15 protein-coding genes are annotated in these 17,584 nt (G+C 40.2%); 11 read left to right on the forward strand and 4 right to left on the reverse strand.

Annotated features, from left to right (window positions below; translation table 11 throughout):
- The first annotated feature begins 8 nt into the window (after positions 1-8).
- Positions 9-1,436, forward strand: coding sequence for a tetratricopeptide repeat protein (locus tag WNY79_RS19445; RefSeq protein WP_342876672.1), 1,428 nt, complete (start codon positions 9-11; stop codon positions 1,434-1,436).
- A 169-nt stretch (positions 1,437-1,605) separates the two neighbouring features.
- Here WNY79_RS19445 and zapE read toward each other — a convergent pair whose 3' ends face one another.
- Positions 1,606-2,715, reverse strand: coding sequence for a cell division protein ZapE (gene zapE / locus WNY79_RS19450; protein ID WP_342876666.1), 1,110 nt, complete (start codon positions 2,713-2,715; stop codon positions 1,606-1,608).
- Positions 2,716-2,774: 59 nt separating this feature from the next.
- Here zapE and rsuA point away from each other — a divergent pair, with 59 nt between their 5' ends.
- The 3 genes from rsuA to WNY79_RS19465 all read left to right on the forward strand — a co-directional run bounded on the left by rsuA (position 2,775) and on the right by WNY79_RS19465 (position 5,545).
- Complete coding sequence (gene rsuA / locus WNY79_RS19455; RefSeq protein ID WP_182197047.1) at positions 2,775-3,473, forward strand: 16S rRNA pseudouridine(516) synthase RsuA; 699 nt, start codon at positions 2,775-2,777, stop codon at positions 3,471-3,473.
- A gap of 386 nt (positions 3,474-3,859) precedes the next feature.
- Positions 3,860-4,513 (forward strand): bifunctional tRNA pseudouridine(32) synthase/23S rRNA pseudouridine(746) synthase RluA, encoded by a 654-nt coding sequence (rluA, locus tag WNY79_RS19460; protein ID WP_170071657.1) that lies wholly within the window; start codon positions 3,860-3,862, stop codon positions 4,511-4,513.
- A gap of 81 nt (positions 4,514-4,594) precedes the next feature.
- Complete coding sequence (locus WNY79_RS19465; RefSeq protein ID WP_342876667.1) at positions 4,595-5,545, forward strand: DUF3530 family protein; 951 nt, start codon at positions 4,595-4,597, stop codon at positions 5,543-5,545.
- On the opposite strand, the gene djlA is transcribed toward WNY79_RS19465, so the two are convergent.
- The 3 genes from djlA to WNY79_RS19480 are packed head-to-tail and all read right to left on the reverse strand — an operon-like array spanning position 5,528 to position 8,081.
- Complete coding sequence (djlA, locus tag WNY79_RS19470) at positions 5,528-6,394, reverse strand: co-chaperone DjlA (RefSeq protein WP_024600316.1); 867 nt, start codon at positions 6,392-6,394, stop codon at positions 5,528-5,530. The genes WNY79_RS19465 and djlA overlap by 18 nt on opposite strands.
- Before the next feature lie 32 nt (positions 6,395-6,426).
- A complete protein-coding gene (gene murU / locus WNY79_RS19475; RefSeq protein WP_342876668.1) occupies positions 6,427-7,083 on the reverse strand; it encodes an N-acetylmuramate alpha-1-phosphate uridylyltransferase MurU in 657 nt (218 codons plus the stop codon).
- On the reverse strand, positions 7,080-8,081 hold the full coding sequence (locus tag WNY79_RS19480; protein ID WP_342876669.1) for a phosphotransferase: 1,002 nt from the start codon (positions 8,079-8,081) through the stop codon (positions 7,080-7,082). The genes murU and WNY79_RS19480 overlap by 4 nt, the downstream gene beginning before the upstream one ends.
- Positions 8,082-8,192: 111 nt before the next feature.
- Between WNY79_RS19480 and lptD the strand changes: the two genes are divergently transcribed.
- The 7 genes from lptD (at position 8,193) to WNY79_RS19515 (ending at position 16,935) form a co-directional block, all read left to right on the forward strand.
- Positions 8,193-10,445 carry an LPS assembly protein LptD gene (gene lptD / locus WNY79_RS19485; RefSeq protein ID WP_024592325.1) on the forward strand — a complete coding sequence of 751 codons (2,253 nt, stop codon included), beginning with the start codon at positions 8,193-8,195 and terminating at the stop codon, positions 10,443-10,445.
- Between the two features lie 39 nt (positions 10,446-10,484).
- Positions 10,485-11,780 carry a peptidylprolyl isomerase SurA gene (gene surA / locus WNY79_RS19490; protein WP_024600313.1) on the forward strand — a complete coding sequence of 432 codons (1,296 nt, stop codon included), beginning with the start codon at positions 10,485-10,487 and terminating at the stop codon, positions 11,778-11,780.
- A 2-nt stretch (positions 11,781-11,782) separates the two neighbouring features.
- Positions 11,783-12,775: a 4-hydroxythreonine-4-phosphate dehydrogenase PdxA gene (gene pdxA / locus WNY79_RS19495; RefSeq protein WP_024600312.1), complete on the forward strand. Its 993-nt coding sequence runs from the start codon at positions 11,783-11,785 to the stop codon at positions 12,773-12,775.
- Positions 12,772-13,578, forward strand: a complete 807-nt coding sequence (gene rsmA / locus WNY79_RS19500; RefSeq protein ID WP_002960838.1) for a 16S rRNA (adenine(1518)-N(6)/adenine(1519)-N(6))-dimethyltransferase RsmA — start codon at positions 12,772-12,774, stop codon at positions 13,576-13,578. Before pdxA ends, rsmA begins: the two co-directional genes overlap by 4 nt.
- Positions 13,562-13,951: a Co2+/Mg2+ efflux protein ApaG gene (gene apaG / locus WNY79_RS19505; RefSeq protein ID WP_007585091.1), complete on the forward strand. Its 390-nt coding sequence runs from the start codon at positions 13,562-13,564 to the stop codon at positions 13,949-13,951. The genes rsmA and apaG overlap by 17 nt, the downstream gene beginning before the upstream one ends.
- A 13-nt stretch (positions 13,952-13,964) precedes the next feature.
- Positions 13,965-14,783, forward strand: a complete 819-nt coding sequence (locus tag WNY79_RS19510; protein ID WP_342876670.1) for a symmetrical bis(5'-nucleosyl)-tetraphosphatase — start codon at positions 13,965-13,967, stop codon at positions 14,781-14,783.
- 136 nt (positions 14,784-14,919) lie between these two features.
- Positions 14,920-16,935: a methyl-accepting chemotaxis protein gene (locus tag WNY79_RS19515; RefSeq protein ID WP_182711398.1), complete on the forward strand. Its 2,016-nt coding sequence runs from the start codon at positions 14,920-14,922 to the stop codon at positions 16,933-16,935.
- Positions 16,936-17,584: the final 649 nt, after the last annotated feature.

Here is a 17,584-nt window from a genome sequence, read left to right on the forward strand (position 1 = left end):
TGAAAAACATGAATGTAATTAAAACGCTAAAACCATTAACTCGCGCAGTTATCACTACTTTAATGTGCTCACTCCCTTTATTAGGTGTAAGTAGCGTGCATGCAAGCGCCGTGAGTACACCATTAAAAAGTGCGCCACTAAAAGTAACTTTATCGCCTAGCGATCCAACATGGCAGTTAGCTATAAATAATAAATTACTGGGTCCTACAGAAGTTCTTATTGAGCCGACCGAGCGCGGTTTTGCTCGCCAAGTACAACCACTATTACAAGCCGGTAATTACAGTGAAGTTGCGGCGTTATTTAAAGGCCGTGATATAAGCCAAGATAGCACTGCTTTAAACCTATTACGTGCACAAGTACTGCTTTCAACAAAAGACTTTAATAACGCTGAACTAGCTTACCTAGCGTGTTTAAAAGCCTCACCTGATTTAGTAAAAGCACACCAAGGTTTAAGCCTTTTGTACATGCAACAAGCAAAGTATGACAAAGCGCAAACACACCTAGTTAACAGTATTAAACTTGGCCAAGCTGATGCACAAAGTTATGCGCAACTTGCTTATATTCATGTTCAGCACAGCCAACCTTGGAGCGCAGTAGCGGCGTACCGCCAGGCGCTAATGCTAGCGCCAGAAACAAACCAATATCAGCAAGGGTTACTATTTGCTTTGATTGAGTCTGGTGATTTAGGTCAGGCAAATGCATTATTAAAAGAGTTACTCAATAAAAACCCTGATAATGCAGAACTTTGGCTACAGCGCGCACAAATTGCACTGCAACTTGAGCAAAATAAAAATGCGCTTGCTGCTATTGAAGTGGCCTTAAAACTTAACCCTAAAGATACCAGCAACCAGCTTTTAGCAGCCCAGCTACATTTAAGTGAAGGCAGCACTGAACGCGCTGTTAGTTTATTAAAGCAAGGTTTAACACACGCAAATAAAAAACAGCAAATTGAGGTTATTAATACCACGATGCAAACTTTAGGCTGGCTTGTATCGGAGCAAAAATGGGATTTAACTAAAGAGCTAATAGGCAGCGCAAAAAGATTAACTAAGCAGCTACCCCGTGATGAACAAGCTCAATTTTCTGTATACAGTGCACAACTTGCTATGCAGCAAGGTAATACTACGCGCGCTCTTAAAAGCTTAAATAACGCACTTAAAATAAACCCGAATTTAGGTGATGCCCTACTTAGTTTAGCTAGTATTTATCGCAGTAAAAATCAGCTTACCCAAGCTAAACTTATGTATGTTCGTGCACAAGCCCTACCTGATTATCAACTATCGGCATGGCTTGGGTTATCGCAAATAGCGATTGATTCTAAAGACTATTCGAGTGCGCTCAAGCATCTTAGAAGAGCATTACAAGCAAACCCGGAGCGCCAAGACTTAATTACTAATATTCGCGCCCTTGAGAATATAGTACGCCAAGAAGGATAAGTTTAACGCCGTGGTTACATTTACTTGTAGACGCAGCGCTTGCTGGCGTGACGAGCAAAGCTCGTAATTTCTATATGCAATAAGATCTTAAGTGATTTGTTCACAAAGAGGCTAAAAAGAAGCTACGCTTCTCACTTGAGCAAGCTCGTCTACGATATATATTAAAGCGTTACCAATTTTGCATTTCGACTATGCGCGATTGCGTGCGCGCATATTCAAAGCTCAACTTTTTACCTTTATACAAATGTTCAATGTCGGTTTGCGCATTTATTACCAGCAATTTATGGCAATCGTAAAACTCATCTACTAAGGCAATAAAGCGCCGTGCTTCGTCGTCAAAGGTGTGCTCATCAAGCGTTTGTTTTTCGCGTTGATAACTATCTTCTATACCGTGAACAATAACTTTACCCGTTGCTTTAACACCCATTTGCGGCACGTTCGATACATATAACACATCAAATTGCGTTGCTAAAAACATATAGTCGTTAGCACTGCGCGGGCCTGAGCATAGCGCCATAAAATCAATCATCAAGGCGTTATCGGCTTTTAATAAATAAGGTAAATTGCGGCCATGTACACTAATTGTATTTCTATATGTTACTTCTGCATAAGAAGCTAAAAACTCATTTTTAAAATCGTGATTAGATAAATTAATAAAATAGTGGCGACTATTTTTACCGTATCTAAAGCGGTGATCGTCCTCCCCCGCCACGCTAATTATATGGCAGTGACTATTAATTAAATCGATAGTAGGTAAAAATCGCGCTCGTTGCAGGCCGTTGTAATAAAGCTGCTCTGGCTTTGCGTTCGATGTGGCCACCAGCACAACACCTTGTTCAAACAACGCATTGAACAATCTCGCCATAACCATAGCATCGCCAATGTCGCTCACAAAAAACTCGTCAAAACACAGTACTCGAATATTTTTAGCCCACTGTTTTGCAATTAGGATTAGTGGATTTTTTTGACCTTGTAGCTGCGAGAGTTGGGCATGCACTTGCGCTATAAAATGATGAAAATGCAGTCGCTGCTTTTGCTCAGTAGGTAGGTTTTTATAAAATAAATCCATCAACATAGATTTACCTCGTCCTACAGGTCCATATAAATAAACGCCTTTTATTAAGGGCGCTTTTTGCCACCATGATGTGTGAGCTTGAAGTTGCTCGGTTAGCGTATTTAAAGCTTCCACTGCATTTTGCTGCGCAGCATCAAAACACAGTTCACCCGTGTCTATTTTTGCTTGGTAAAGGCTTAAAATTTGTGTGCTGTGCACTGTCATGGTATTTCACTATCGGCTATAATCGCGCCCATTGTAGCCGACTAAAAATGTGAACCAAAATGAAATTCCCTTGCCGCTTAGATAAATTTATTAGCCACTTAGCTGAAATACCGCGCACGCAAGCCCGCGCGAGTATAAAGCGAAAAGAAGTAAGCGTTAATGGCGAAGTAATCACATCACATAATTTTCAGCTAGCCCAGCAAGATGAAGTACTGCACCAAGGTACGCCTTTGGTATTTTTAGGTAAGCGCTATTACATGCTAAATAAACCTGTTGGCTATGTATGTGCTAACAGTGACGAGCTACATAAAACTGTTTTTGACTTACTTGATGAGCCAAATATGAGCGACTTTCACGTGGCAGGTCGCCTTGATATAGACACCACAGGGTTAGTTATTATTACTAATGATGGCGATTGGTCACATAAAATTACGTCGCCTAAAAGCAATAAATTTAAAACCTACCTAGTCGAAACTCAAGAGCCTATTACCGATGAAGCACTTGAGCAATTACGAACAGGTGTCATGCTGCATAACGAAAAAGATTTAACCCGCCCCGCTATAGCTGAGAGACTTGCTAATTACGGACTGCGTTTATCAATAAGTGAAGGTAAGTATCATCAGGTTAAGCGTATGCTTTACGCGGTAGACAACAAAGTAGTTGAGCTACATCGCGAGCAGATTGCGGGAATTACCCTAGATGAAAACTTGGCTAGCGGTGAATATCGACTATTAACAACTCAAGAAATCAAACTATAAAAGCGCTTTAAAGGAGCCTAAGTTTGGATATACTAGGGCGTGTTGAACTTTGTGGATTGAAATTTGTTCAATCTAGGGGCGATTTAATCGCGGCGCGAGGTTTGTAACCTAGTGGGCTAAGTAAAAATCGAGCAACAAAGAGTTAATCGCCCCTAGAAAGAACCCAAAGGGCAGAGCATGTTTGGCATTTATGCTGCGTTATCGCCTAATTATGGGGAATAACCACACTACATAGGCTCTGCCTTGCCTAAAAACCAAACATACTACTGCAAATTCAACCACCAACGTTCAACACGCCCTAACTAAAACAATATAGCCAAATTTTTACTTGAGCCTGTTGGCTTGCTCTACTAAAATAGCGCCCTTCAAAATCACTAAGGTCGGCCGTGTTAGTTAACTACAATCCCCCTATGAGTCCGTATTTAACAATACTTTTTCAGGATGACGACTTACTTATCGTTAATAAGCCAAGTGAGTTATTAACTGTTCCAGGTAAAGATCCTAAACATGCCGACAGCTTAATTAATCGCGTTAATCGTGTTTTTCCAACAGCGAGAATAGTACACCGCTTAGATATGGCGACTTCTGGCATACTGTGCCTTGCCATGAATAAAGCCGCGCACAGACATTTAAGTATGCAGTTTCAAGAGCGCGAAACAGCCAAACGTTATATAGCACGTGTATACGGACAACTTGAAGCTGAAACAGGATCAGTAGATTTACCCCTTATTTGTGATTGGCCTAATCGCCCTAAGCAAATGGTTGATCACGACAGAGGTAAACCTTCGCTTACGCATTTTAAAATACTTGAGCGTGAAGAAAATGCAACCCGTGTAGAGCTAACCCCTATCACTGGTCGCTCGCATCAACTACGTGTGCATATGTTAAGTCTGGGTCATCCTATTTTAGGTGATAGACTTTACGCCCATAAAGAGGCACTTGCTGCCGCTCCTCGCTTACAATTACATGCACAAATGCTGCAGTTGAAGCACCCAACCACTGAGCAAGTACTTACTTTTGAAGCCGAGCCTGAATTTTAACTGGCTCAAATACTTCGTAAATTATTAAACTTTTAGATAACTTTGCCGATACCTAACTAATTGTCATTAGTTAGGTGCGTTATGCTATTTTCACGGTTTTTAAAAGGCGCTTTTTATATACAGCTCAGCTGTGCGCTACTTTTAGCTAACCCTATCAGCGCGGCGGAACATATTGCCCCACCTAGCCTATCAAGTATTGAAAATAGCGACATTGAGCGACTTCTTCCAAGCGATGAAATAAAACCAATATTAGCGGGTGAAACAGAGTTTTTAAGCCTTTATAGCGAATATATGAGCGCTAATTTTAGAGGAGTCGTATTACTTATACCCGACTGGCACTCGACCCCAACCAACAACTCAGGCATGAGTTACTTGCGTAAAGAGCTTAATAATTTAGGTTACAGCACCTACGCAATGACAGTGCCCGACATTGATTGGCAAACTAGTAAAATGGCAGAAACAACGCCCAGCGAAACCGAAGCTGCGCCGAGTAACGCCGAGGAACCTGCATCACCCGACACAACAGCAAACGCCCAATCGCAGCCTGCAAAAGTAAAAGGAGAACCTCATTACGTTAATGCAATTGAAAAAGTAACCGATGACATACTTGATAACTATAAAATAAATCTTATCTCTCGTTTTAATGCGCTGTATCAAACCGCTATGGAAGATTCGAGTAATATAGTTGTTATAGCACAAGGTACAAGTGCTGGTGTGTTGTTGGAGTACTATGCAGATTTTCCAGATGAGAGACTGGATGCGTTTATAAGTTTAAGCAGTTATCTACCTAATACCAAGCGTAACGAAAGCTTGAGCCAAACGGCATCACTTGTTACACCCGCCTTACTTGATATTTACTACGCTAATGACAGCACAGACATTTTAATAAGCCTTAAAAATCGTCAGCGCTGGGTTAACCGAAATGCAAAGTTTGATTACCGCCAACGCCAGTTGTTTGGCCTGCGCGATCAACCCGATCAACACGCACGCCTAACAAAAGAAATAGACGGTTTTTTACGCCGACTTTTTTAAATACTCATAAGCAGCTTGAATATCTTGGCTCTTTTTAACAGCCAGTTCCATCATGTGTTTTGGTAGGCCTTGCGACACTAACTTATCAGGGTGGTGTTGCGACATAAGTTTACGATACGCTACTTTTATATCACGCTGCGTTGCATCGCTATTTAAACCTAATAACGCCAATGCTTGCGCACGGTTCATGTTATTATTTGGCGGTACATGATGGCCAGAGCCCTCACGGTAACTACTACTTTGACCTTGGTTTTGTTGCTGCTGATTAAACTGCTGTTGTTGCTTTCTAAAGTTAAACTCTGCTTGGTAGCGCTTTAATACAAATGCAAAACGTGTTTTAGAAATACCTAACTGTTTACTTACCTCTGCTAATAATTGCTTTTCTTGTTCGGCTAATACCCCGTCAGAAAATGCCATTTGAATTTGTATTTCTAAAAACAACTGTATTAGATCGTTTCGTTTAGCAAAGCGTTCTTTAAAATCGTGTACTGTTTCTTTAAGTGAAAAGTCGCTCTCTTTACCTGACTGAAATGCATGCTGGGCTTCGCGGCGTTCTTCGCCCTTTAAGCCCATTTCATCCATAAACAAGTTAGCCGCTTTTATATGTACTTCGCTAACACGACCATTCGACTTCGCAATATGCCCCATAACAGCAAAGCAGCTTGAAAAGAATAAAGCTTGGCGCTCATTCACGTCGTCACCACTAAATAAGCTAGAAAAACCACCTGCTTTATCAAAGTTATTTTTTAAGCTTTTATCAAATAAATGACCTAGGTATAAACCTAAAATGGCACCAAATATTTTGCCAAACATAAAGCCAAAACAAAAACCGAGAATTTTTCCCCACATCTATAATACTGCCTTCTTAAAAAATTGAGTTGTTACGCCTCAAGGCGTGTGTTTAATTGGTTTAAACGCTCTGGTGTACCAATATCATCCCACTGCCCTATATAGAGCTCAGTAGAGACTAAATGTTCATTTAGCTTTTCACGTAAAATAGGCCCTAAAGGGCGAATACCTTGCGTTAATCCTTTAAAAAAATCAGCCTGATAGCGGCCAATCCCCGAAAATGTATATTTTTGACTCTCGGCCGATAAATGGCTCAACGCAAAGTCGCCATTAGGATTATGTGGCGGATTTTCTATAAGCACTATGTGCGCCTCACCGGGCTGTAAATAAAGTTGCATTAGCGCACTTACATCATAATCGGTGTATACATCACCATTGACTACAATGAACGAGTCGCCCAACAGCGGTAACGCTTCAATTATACCGCCAGCCGTTTCAAGGCCACCTTCAACTTCTTGGCTATAAAGTATATTTACACCAAATTGGCTGCCATCGTTAAAGTAGTCTTTTATTTTATCACCCTGCCAGGCAAGGTTTATTACAATATCGGTAATGCCGGCCGCTTTAAGGTTATTTATATGGTGTTCAATAAGTGGTTTTTCTGCCACTTTTAACATTGGCTTTGGCATATTTTTCGTTAGCGGCATCATACGTTGCCCGCGCCCTGCCGCTAAAATCATCGCTTTCATGAGCGCTCCTTTGCTAACTTTTCAGTCACTTTGGGCACTATGGTATTTTTTGTCCACTCACTCAATGCTTTAAGCTCTGGATAATTTGCCGCTACTTCAATAATGTAATCAAGTGTCGGTAAAATATTATCTAAATAACCTGTTTTACCGTCGCGCAAATATAATCGACAAAATATACCCGCAGCTTTTAAGTGGCGCTGTAATCCGGTTAAATCAAACCAATATTTAAACTCATCGAATGAAGTGTTAACCAGTAAATTTTGAGTCGTAAATTCTTGATAAGCAAAATCAAGCAAGCTTGTTAACTCTTGTTGAGGCAGTTTAAAGTAGCAATCGCGCAGTAGCGATACCAAGTCGTAGCAAAGCGGCCCGCGTACAGCATCTTGATAATCTATAATTGCCCACTGGCCGTTACTGTTCATAATATTACGGCTATGGTAATCGCGATGAACGGTAACAGTAGGTTGCTCACGCATGGCCTTTATTAATAGATCTGAACTTGTTTGCCACATTACGTTTTGCTCTGCGCTTAGTGGCTCATTAATAAAGTCGCTCACTAACCACTGGCTAAATATATCAAGTTCTAGTTTTATAAAATCTTCGTTATACGCTTGCATAGCATAAGCTGCCGGCGTTTTTGCCCACTGAGCACTTAAGCTAATTAATGCTTGATAGTGCTCGGTGCGGTTTGCATCATCAAGCATGTCAGCTAGGTGCGTACTCCCTAAATCGCTGAGAATAAAAAAGCCCTGCTTTTCATCACTTGCAATAATTGTAGGAAGTAAAAAACCTTGCTCAACAAACACCTGGTTTAGCGAAATGTAAGGTTCGTTATTTACTTTTTGCGGATCTGAGTCCATCACTATTAAATGCTTATTATCGTGATTTAAACGGTAATAACGGCGAAAGCTAGCATCACCCGTGATCGCGTTTAAAGTATGCGACTTGGCATTAAGCTGTGTGTTTATAAATTGTTGTAAATTCTCAAAGCGTGTCATTTTATAAGATATCTATTTTTCACTAAGTTAATTAGGTCAATTACTGTAATTGCCATTATTTTCCTTTATTATGTGTATATTATATTAAACACACAGTATTAAGGTCGATAAATGAGCAAAACCTGGGGCATATTGATGCTAAGCGTAGTTAGCGCACCATCGCTTGCCGAAACTGAACTGGCACACAACCTTTGTGGCATTTCAATGCAAACCAGAGCTTGGCAACCACTTGAAGGCCTTAACCTTGGTGAAGTTGATATTCAAGCTGATGATGTAGAGCTACTTGGCACTCAAAGCGCTGAATTTACCGGCAATGTTGATATTAACACCCTTAAGATGAGTTTGTCCGCACAAACTGCGTTGATAGACAAACAGCGTGGTTTATTAAATGCAACGGGGCCAATCACTTATCAAGACTATGTAAGTAAAGTAAACAGCACCGGATTAAATGCCGATTTAAATAATTCAGAAGTCAGCTTGTTAGGCGCCGACTACAGCCTAACCGAACAACAAGGTAAAGGCGGCGCTGAAAAGCTCACTGTTAATCAGTCTGGCCTATTACTCATGAATGCAAGCTTTACTACTTGCCCAAGTGACACCCCAGTGTGGGAAATTGAAGCTGACGAAATAAACCTTTCACGCGAAGAAGGCTGGGGCGAAACATATAACGCCGTATTACGCATTCTCGATACACCGGTTTTGTATTTACCTTATTTTACATTTCCGCTGGATGAACGCCGTAAATCAGGTTTGCTTACCCCGACTATTTCAAGCTCTGACAAATACGGCCTTGAAACAATTACGCCGTACTATTTAAATATTGCACCTAATTTTGATGCCACTATTACGCCTCGTTATATGTCTAATAAAGGGCTGCAATTACAAACAGAGTTTAGATACCTAACAGAGCAACATGAAGGCTTAGTAGGGATTGAATACTTAGATAGTGATGATTCTGAGCCAGATTTGAATGAACGCTACATGTTTCATTGGCAACAACAAAGCTACCTAGGTGAAAACTGGCGCGCAAACGTTGATGTAACCAATGTAAGCGATGATAACTACATCACCGATTTAAGCTCAAATTACGCCAGTAAAACCGATACTCAGTTGTATCGTACCGGTTCACTTACTCATTTAGGTGAAACATGGCGCACCGATATTAAAGTACAAAACTTTGAAGTACTGGGCGATCACTTAGAGTCTTACACTGCTATACCGCAAGTTAATTTTACGCAAACTGCCCCATGGCGTTTTGATAATTTTGACTTTAGTGTATCAGGTGAAATTAGCCATTTTACTAATGATTCATCAGAAGTGGCCATAGACAGCGCAACTCGTGTACACGTAGAGCCTAAAGCACGCTATAACTATGCAACGCATGCATGGTCTTTTTTATCTGAAGTGAGCTTACTGCAAACTAATTATAAGCAAAGCGGAAACTTAACAGGCACGCAATACAGCGATACCGTATCGCGTACTATTCCTAAAGTACGTTTGTACTCTCAGCTTAATTTTGAGCGCGACGCATCTTACTTTTTTGAAGATGCTATACAAACACTAGAGCCGCAAATTCAATATTTATATACGCCTAATAAAGACCAGTCAGATATTGGTTTGTTTGATACAACCAAACTACAAGACGATTATTATGGTTTATTTAGAGACGTGCGCTTTTCAGGTGTTGACCGTATAGCAGCCGCGAATCAATTTACGTTAGGTGCTACAACGCGCTTGTTTGATAAAAAACAAGAAGAAGTATTTAATTTTAGTGCTGGCCAAATATTTTATTTAAGTGACGATGCCAAGCCAACAGAGCAAGGCTTAAACTCAGACACTAATTATAATGCACTATTTGCAGCTCAAACCATGTTACATTGGCACCGCCGTTGGTACCTCGCTGGAGGTATTCAATACGATACAGATGGCAAGCAAATGGTACAGTCAAATGTAACGCTTGATTATAAAGGTGATAATAATCAGCTAGTACAATTGAACCATCGCTATGCAAATGATGTCTCAGGAAATACAATCGAGCAAGCAGGTGTATTTACAAGTATTCCTATTAGCGACGAATGGCAATTTATTGCGAGCTATCATCGAGATCTTGAAAACAACAGAAGTATCGAAGTATTGAGCGGATTACAGTATGAATCATGCTGTTGGGCTATCCAAATTACTGGGCACCGCCAAATTGAAACAGATTTAAATCAATCAATAGGCCAAGAACAAGCAACTTTTGATTCAGGTATTAGTTTGAATTTTGTATTAAAAGGACTTGGCAGTAAAAGCCGTTATGATGCACAAAAATTATTACAACAAGGTATTTTTGGCTATCGTAGACCGTATTTTCTTAGTAACTAGTATCACAACAGTACTATCAGCAAGAGTAGTAAAAAGAATATGAATTTAAAAAAATTATTAACATCAGCAGTTTTAAGTGCCAGCCTTTGTCAAAGTGCAATGGCCGCACCAGTAGAAATAGATAAAGTTATTGGCGTTGTAAACCAAGGCGTAATTTTAAAAAGCGAAGTAGACACCATTATTAATCGTGTTAAAAAGCAAGCCGAAGAACAAAACCAGCAATTACCAAAAGATGAAACTCTTCGTGTACAAGCCGTTGAGCGTTTAGTAAATCAAGCCCTTATGATACAAATGGCTGACCGTATGGGGTTACAAATCTCAGACAGTCAACTAGATCAAACTCTTGCAAGCATGGCACAAGAGCAAGGCGGAACAATTGCCGATTTACGCCGTACTATTGAAGGTTCGGGCGAAAGCTTTCAAGCTTACCGTGAAGAAATTCGTAAAGAAATTACAACGCAACAAGTAACACGTGCAAGTGTCGATCGCCGTATTTATATTAGCGAGCAAGAAGTTGATAACCTTTTAAAAATTATGGAAACCCAAGGTCAAAGTGCTGAAGAGTACGACATTGGTCATATTTTAATAGATATCCCTAACGATGCGAACGCTGACGAAATTGCTGGCGCAAAAACACGCGCAGATAAAGTTATTGAGCTACTAAACGATGGCCAAGAATTTAAGCGTATTGCTATTTCATCATCAAGTGGCTCTAAAGCACTTGAAGGTGGACAGCTTGGTTACATGGGCATTAACGAAATGCCATCGCTTTTTGCTGAAGCAGTAAAAGGCCAAAAGAAAGGCGCTATTGTTGGCCCTCTTCGCTCTGGTGCTGGTTTTCATATCATTAAAGTACAAGATGTTCGTGGTTTACAAGTTGTAGAAACAACAGAAGTACGCTCACGCCATATACTAATTAAACCTTCGATTATTTTAAGTGAAGAAAAAGCACGCTCTATGCTTGCTGGCTTTGCAAAAGATTTACGCGCAGGAACTGCCGACTTTGGAAAGTTAGCTAAAGAATACTCAGAAGATCCAGGCTCTGCACTTAAAGGTGGCGAATACGATTGGACTGATCCAACAACTTACGTACCTGCGTTTAAAGATACTCTGCTTTCTCTTAAGCAAGACGAAATAAGCGAACCGTTTAGAACACAGTTTGGTTGGCATATTGTTCAGTTACTTGGTAAACGTGTAGCTGATAAAACTGAGCTAGCTAAACGTAACCGTGCTCACGGTATGTTGTTTAACCGTAAATTTAAGGAAGAAAGTTTTAACTGGCAGCAAGAAATGCGCGAGCAAGCTCACGTTGAAATTTTCCCTATAGACCAATAAATATGACCCTAAGAATTGCTATTACACCGGGTGAACCTGCCGGTATTGGCCCAGATTTGCTACTCACGCTTGCTCAGCAAGCGTGGGATGCTCAACTTGTAGCAATTGCCGATGGCAAGCTGTTAAAAGAGCGTGCAAAACATTTAGGCCTAACAATAAACTTAATTGAATTTGATGATAATGCACCCGCTATCGTAGCACCTGCTGGCAGCCTGTATATTCACCAAGTTGATTTAGGTACTGATGTAGAGCTTGGCGTACTAAACGACGGTAACGGCCAATACGTGTTAGATACCTTGCGTATAGCAAGTGAAAAAAACATGGACGGCACCTTCGATGCTGTTGTTACGGGCCCTGTTCACAAAGGCATAATTAATAAAGCGGGTATTTCATTTAGCGGGCACACTGAGTATTTTGCACAGCAGTCAAATACTGCTGATGTAGTTATGATGCTTGCAACAGAGGGCTTACGAGTTGCACTTGTAACCACTCATATTCCACTTGCGTATGTATCGCGTGCCATTACACCAGAGCGCTTAACTAAAGTAGCGGGTATTTTAAATCACGACTTACAAACTAAGTTTGGTATAGAAAAACCACGTATTTTAGTGTGTGGCTTAAATCCGCATGCCGGTGAAGATGGCCATTTAGGCCGCGAAGAAATAGAAACAATCACACCAACGCTTGAGATACTTAGAAGCGAAGGTATGAATTTAATTGGCCCACTACCGGCCGATACCTTATTTCAAGATAAATACCTATCTGAAGCAGATGCAGTGCTTGCTATGTATCACGATCAGGGATTACCTGTGCTAAAATACAAGGGATTTGGTAAATCGGTAAATATTACCCTTGGCTTACCATTTATCCGCACATCAGTTGACCACGGTACTGCACTCGATTTAGCAGGAACTGGTACAGCTGACGTTGGCAGTTTTGAATTAGCGATCCGCGAAGCAATTAAGCTCGCCCAAGAAAAAGCACAAAATCAATGACCGATAAAGTACATTTAGGACACCGCGCTCGTAAGCGTTTTGGGCAAAACTTTTTATTTGATGAGTCTATTATCGATAAAATAGTCTCTGCGATCGATCCTAAACCAGAAGACAACTTAGTAGAAATTGGCCCCGGCCTTGGCGCAATTACTGAGCCAGTAGCTGATTTAAGCGGCCATTTAACGGTTGTTGAATTAGATAAAGATTTAGCACAACGATTAATTGAACACCCATTTTTGGGTCCTAAATTAACCGTTAACCAAGGCGATGCAATGACGTTTGACTTTGCAAGCTTGGTTCGCGATGACAAAAAATTGAAAGTGTTTGGTAACTTACCTTACAATATTTCGACACCGTTATTGTTTCATCTTTTTGAATTTTCAGATCATATTGAGCACATGCACTTTATGCTTCAAAAAGAAGTAGTAAAACGCATGGTAGCAGGCCCAGGTAGTAAAACATTTGGCCGCTTAAGCGTAATGACTCAATACTACTGTAATGCGATGCCGGTTGTTGAAGTACCACCTGAGTGCTTTAAACCAGCGCCAAAAGTTGACTCTGCGGTTATACGCTTAATACCTAAAAAGCCAGAGCAACGTACAGCAAAAAGCGTTAAAATATTAAACACAGTGTGTTTAGAAGCCTTTAATCAACGCCGTAAAACACTGCGTAACAGTTTAGGTAATTTACTAACGGCAGAAGAGCTTACTAGCATTGGCATTGATATAACGCTGCGTGCTGAGCGCTTATCTTTACAACAATTTATTGATATAGCTAACTGGATTTATGACAACAAGCAGTAATATTGGATCGCCTGTAAAGGTATCTGTAGAAACATTTTACGTAGAAGGTCAATCTCAACCTGAGCTTGAAAAATACGTATTTGCTTACTCGGTAACGATTAAAAACCATAGTTTATGCAGTGCAAAATTACTGAGCCGCTATTGGTTAATTACCGATGCAAATGGCAAAGAAGTAGTAGTAGAAGGTGAAGGCGTTGTTGGCGAGATGCCAGACATTGGCCCAGGCGAAAGCTATAAATACACCAGCGGTGCAATTTTAGATACACCTGTAGGCACAATGCAAGGCCACTACACGTTACGCAACGAATTTGGCTCTGAGTTTCAGGCGCCTATTAATGTGTTTCGTTTGGCTTGCCCTAACATTTTACATTAAGTCGTAACCACTGATGGCAGATTATGCGATAGGTGATTTACAAGGGTGTTTTAGTGAATTTAACACCCTTTTGCAACGGGTTGATTTTAACCCAAGCAAAGATCACCTTTATTTAGTTGGCGACATAGTTGCCCGCGGGCCAGACTCTCTAGCCTGCTTAGACTATATTTACCAACATCAAAATAGCATGACCATCACTTTAGGCAATCACGACCTCCACATGGTTGCCTGCTACTTTCTTAACAAACCTACCAACCCAAAAGATAATCTAAACCCGATATTTGAAAGCCCAAAATTAGCGCATTACATCGCTTTTTTACAAACCCAACCATTGGCCTTAGAGCTTATGAAACATGACTGTTTTATATCTCATGCAGGATTAAACCCCGATTGGTCTATTGAAAATGCACTAAAACACGCGCAATTTGCACAAAGCTGTTATCAATCAAATAACGCGAAAGCATTTTTTGAACACATGTATCAACCTCACCCTGCAAAGTGGTCAAGCAACCTTGATGACTTTGAAAAATTTAGATACATAGTTAACTACTTTACCCGCATGCGCTTTTTAACAAGTAATAACAAACTCGAGCTTAATGCAAAGGGTGCAATAACCGATAGTCAAACACTAATCCCTTGGTTTAACCATCCTAATATAGCTAAAACTAAACACGATATTATTTTTGGCCACTGGGCCGCGCTTGAAGGTAGGACAGATAATCCACGGGTTCACGCCTTAGATACAGGCTGTGTATGGGGTAACACCATGACCCTAATGGAGCTAAGTACAAAAAAAGTTATTGTAGAAAAGTCCCACCTTTCGTCTAAATAAACTGAAAAAAAACAATACATCTGTTAGATTTATAAATTAATAGTTAAAATTAGTTAAAGTAATTGATTTTAATTACTTAACTTATTGGTACAAACGCCGATAAGTTTTAATTGAAGTACTTTTGAGTGGAAACCTTATGAACCTGACAGTAAGCCAACGTATTTGGGGTGGTTTTATATTTATCACACTATTATTATTAATAATTGGTGGTAACTCCTTAATAAAAATTGCAAATATTGACCGTTCCACTCAAAAAGTGAACCAACTATCACTCCCAGCATTAAATAAAAGCTCTGAGCTACAAGCCGAATTTATTTTAATGAGTAAAGCCGCTCAAGCTAGCTTTTACACGACATCCGCCAATGAGCTTGCGCCAATAAAAGCACAGGTCCTTGAGCAAAAACAATTGTTCAACACGCTGCACCGTGAACTTCAAGACGTAGTAAAAAACGATGCAACGCTTAATCAAAGTAGCCAAAACGTAGAAAAAACCTACTTAAGCTTTTTAAGCACAGTTGAAAACTTATTAGAAGATAAAAGCAAACAGCTAGCATTAAATAAAACATTAAAAGCACAATTAGAAAATATAGAACTAAGTGCAGAAGATGCTAACTCTGTTGTACTCGATATTACCGACATTGACGGATTTGAGCAAAACCACCCTCGCGCTTATCAAGCTGCAAACAATTTAGAAAACAACTTTATGTCGGTAGTTAGTAACAGCACCGACATGCTAACCGTTAAAACGCTTAATACTCTCGATATTGTTAAAAACGAGCAAACTTATTACCTAGAAGAAGTAACGCGTACTATTGCATTAATTAAACCTGCGATTGAGCAAACTCACAGCGATTTATATTCAAGCTTAAAAGAGTATGTTGATACTTTAGAAAACAACATAAAAGGTAGCAGCGGTTTAGCTGCAAACAAAAAACGATTAATTGACTCGATTACGCTAACAGAGACAGAGCTTGCCCAGTCAGAGCAAGCCACCAAAATGGCACTTAACCAAATTGATGAGTTAGTTAATCAAGCAAGTGATGTTGCGTTTAAATTACAGCAAGGCGTGCGCAGCGACGTAGACTCAGCAAACTTATGGACGTGGGTTGGTATGATTATAGCCACCCTTTTAGCTGTAGCGATTGCTATTATTACTGTTAGCCGCATTACTAAACCACTTGCTGAAGTTAACCGAATTTTAGATATTGTTGCCAGTGGCGACATGACACAACGTTTAGATGACAGCGCTAAAGACGAATTTGGCGAACTATCTAAAAGTTGTAACACGCTAATTGACAGCCTACGCAGCCTAATTAAAGGTATTATTTCGCGTTCCACTCAACTTGCAGCAGCATCAGAGCAAACATCGGCCATTACCTCAGAATCAAGCCAAGCAATTCGCAACCAACAAGCACAAGTTGAACAAGCCGCAACCGCAACAACCGAAATGAGCAGTACATCGCAAACGGTTAGCAATAGCGCTCAACAAGCACTTAGCGAAATTAAAAATGCGGATAAAGAAGCTGAACGCGTTAAAGGTATTTCAAATAACAACAAAGCAACGATTGAGCAATTAGCACGTGAAGTAGACGACGCCTCACAAGTAATTAATAAACTACATCAAGATAGCGCATCAATAGGCAGCATATTAGATGTAATACGCGGAATAGCGGATCAAACTAACCTACTTGCACTAAATGCTGCAATTGAAGCTGCACGTGCTGGTGAATATGGCCGAGGCTTTGCTGTTGTAGCGGACGAAGTACGCTCTCTAGCGAGTAAAACTCAAGAGTCGACCCAAGAGATACAATCAATGATTGAGTCTCTACAAACAGGCGCAGAAGCTGCCGTAACGGCAATGAGTAAAGGTAAGCAACGTGCGGTATCGTGTGTTGAGCAAACCGACCTAGCAAGTAGCGCTCTTGATTCAATTACATTTGCGGTTTCGCAAGCTCACGACGTAAGTGAAGAAATTTCGACCGCAGCACTTGAGCAACAACAAGTAGCACAAGAAATTAGTGAACGCCTTGAGTCGATTGTAGCCATTGCAGAGCAAACAGCCGAAGGCGCAAACCAAACTAATATCTCAAGTTCAGAAGTAGCAAAACTTGCCGAAGAGCTTCGCTTATCGGTAGACGAATTTAAAGTTTAAGTTTACTAAAACGATTAAAAAACCCCGATAGTACTATGTACCATCGGGGTTTTTGTTTATCAGGACTTTAAAAGCGAGATGTAAAACTTTACCGGTAAGCACCTAGCTTGCTCACGTAAAAAACACAGCTTTTAATATTTATACTAAATAGACTACCTACTTTTGCCTTCACTAAAGCGTAGCGCCCTCTTGACCTTTTTGTGAATAAATTACTTAAAACCTTATTGCACAAAGAGAAGCAAAAGAGGAGTAAATGAGAAAACATATAACATAGTAATTATGTATTTTTACTTCTCTAAAGCGCAGCGCCCTCTTAACCTCTTTGTGAATAAATTACTTAAAACCTTATTGCACAAAGAGAAGCCAAAGAGGAGTAAATGAGAAGAGACTAAAGCCTAGGAATTACGAGCTTTGCTCGCCTACAAGTAAATTTAACCACGGCGTCAAACTTTACCGGTAGGCGTAAGCTTGCTCACGCGAAAAGCGCAGCTTTTAATATTTATACTTAATAGACTACCTACTTTTGCCTTCTCTAAAGCGAAGCGCCCTCTTAACCTTTTTGTGAATAAATTACTTAAAACCTTATTGCACAAAGAGAAGCAAAAGAGGAGTAAATGAGAAAACATAAAACATAGTAATTATGTATTTT

The organism is Pseudoalteromonas sp. AS84 (assembly GCF_038900255.1).
Taxonomy (GTDB): domain Bacteria; phylum Pseudomonadota; class Gammaproteobacteria; order Enterobacterales; family Alteromonadaceae; genus Pseudoalteromonas.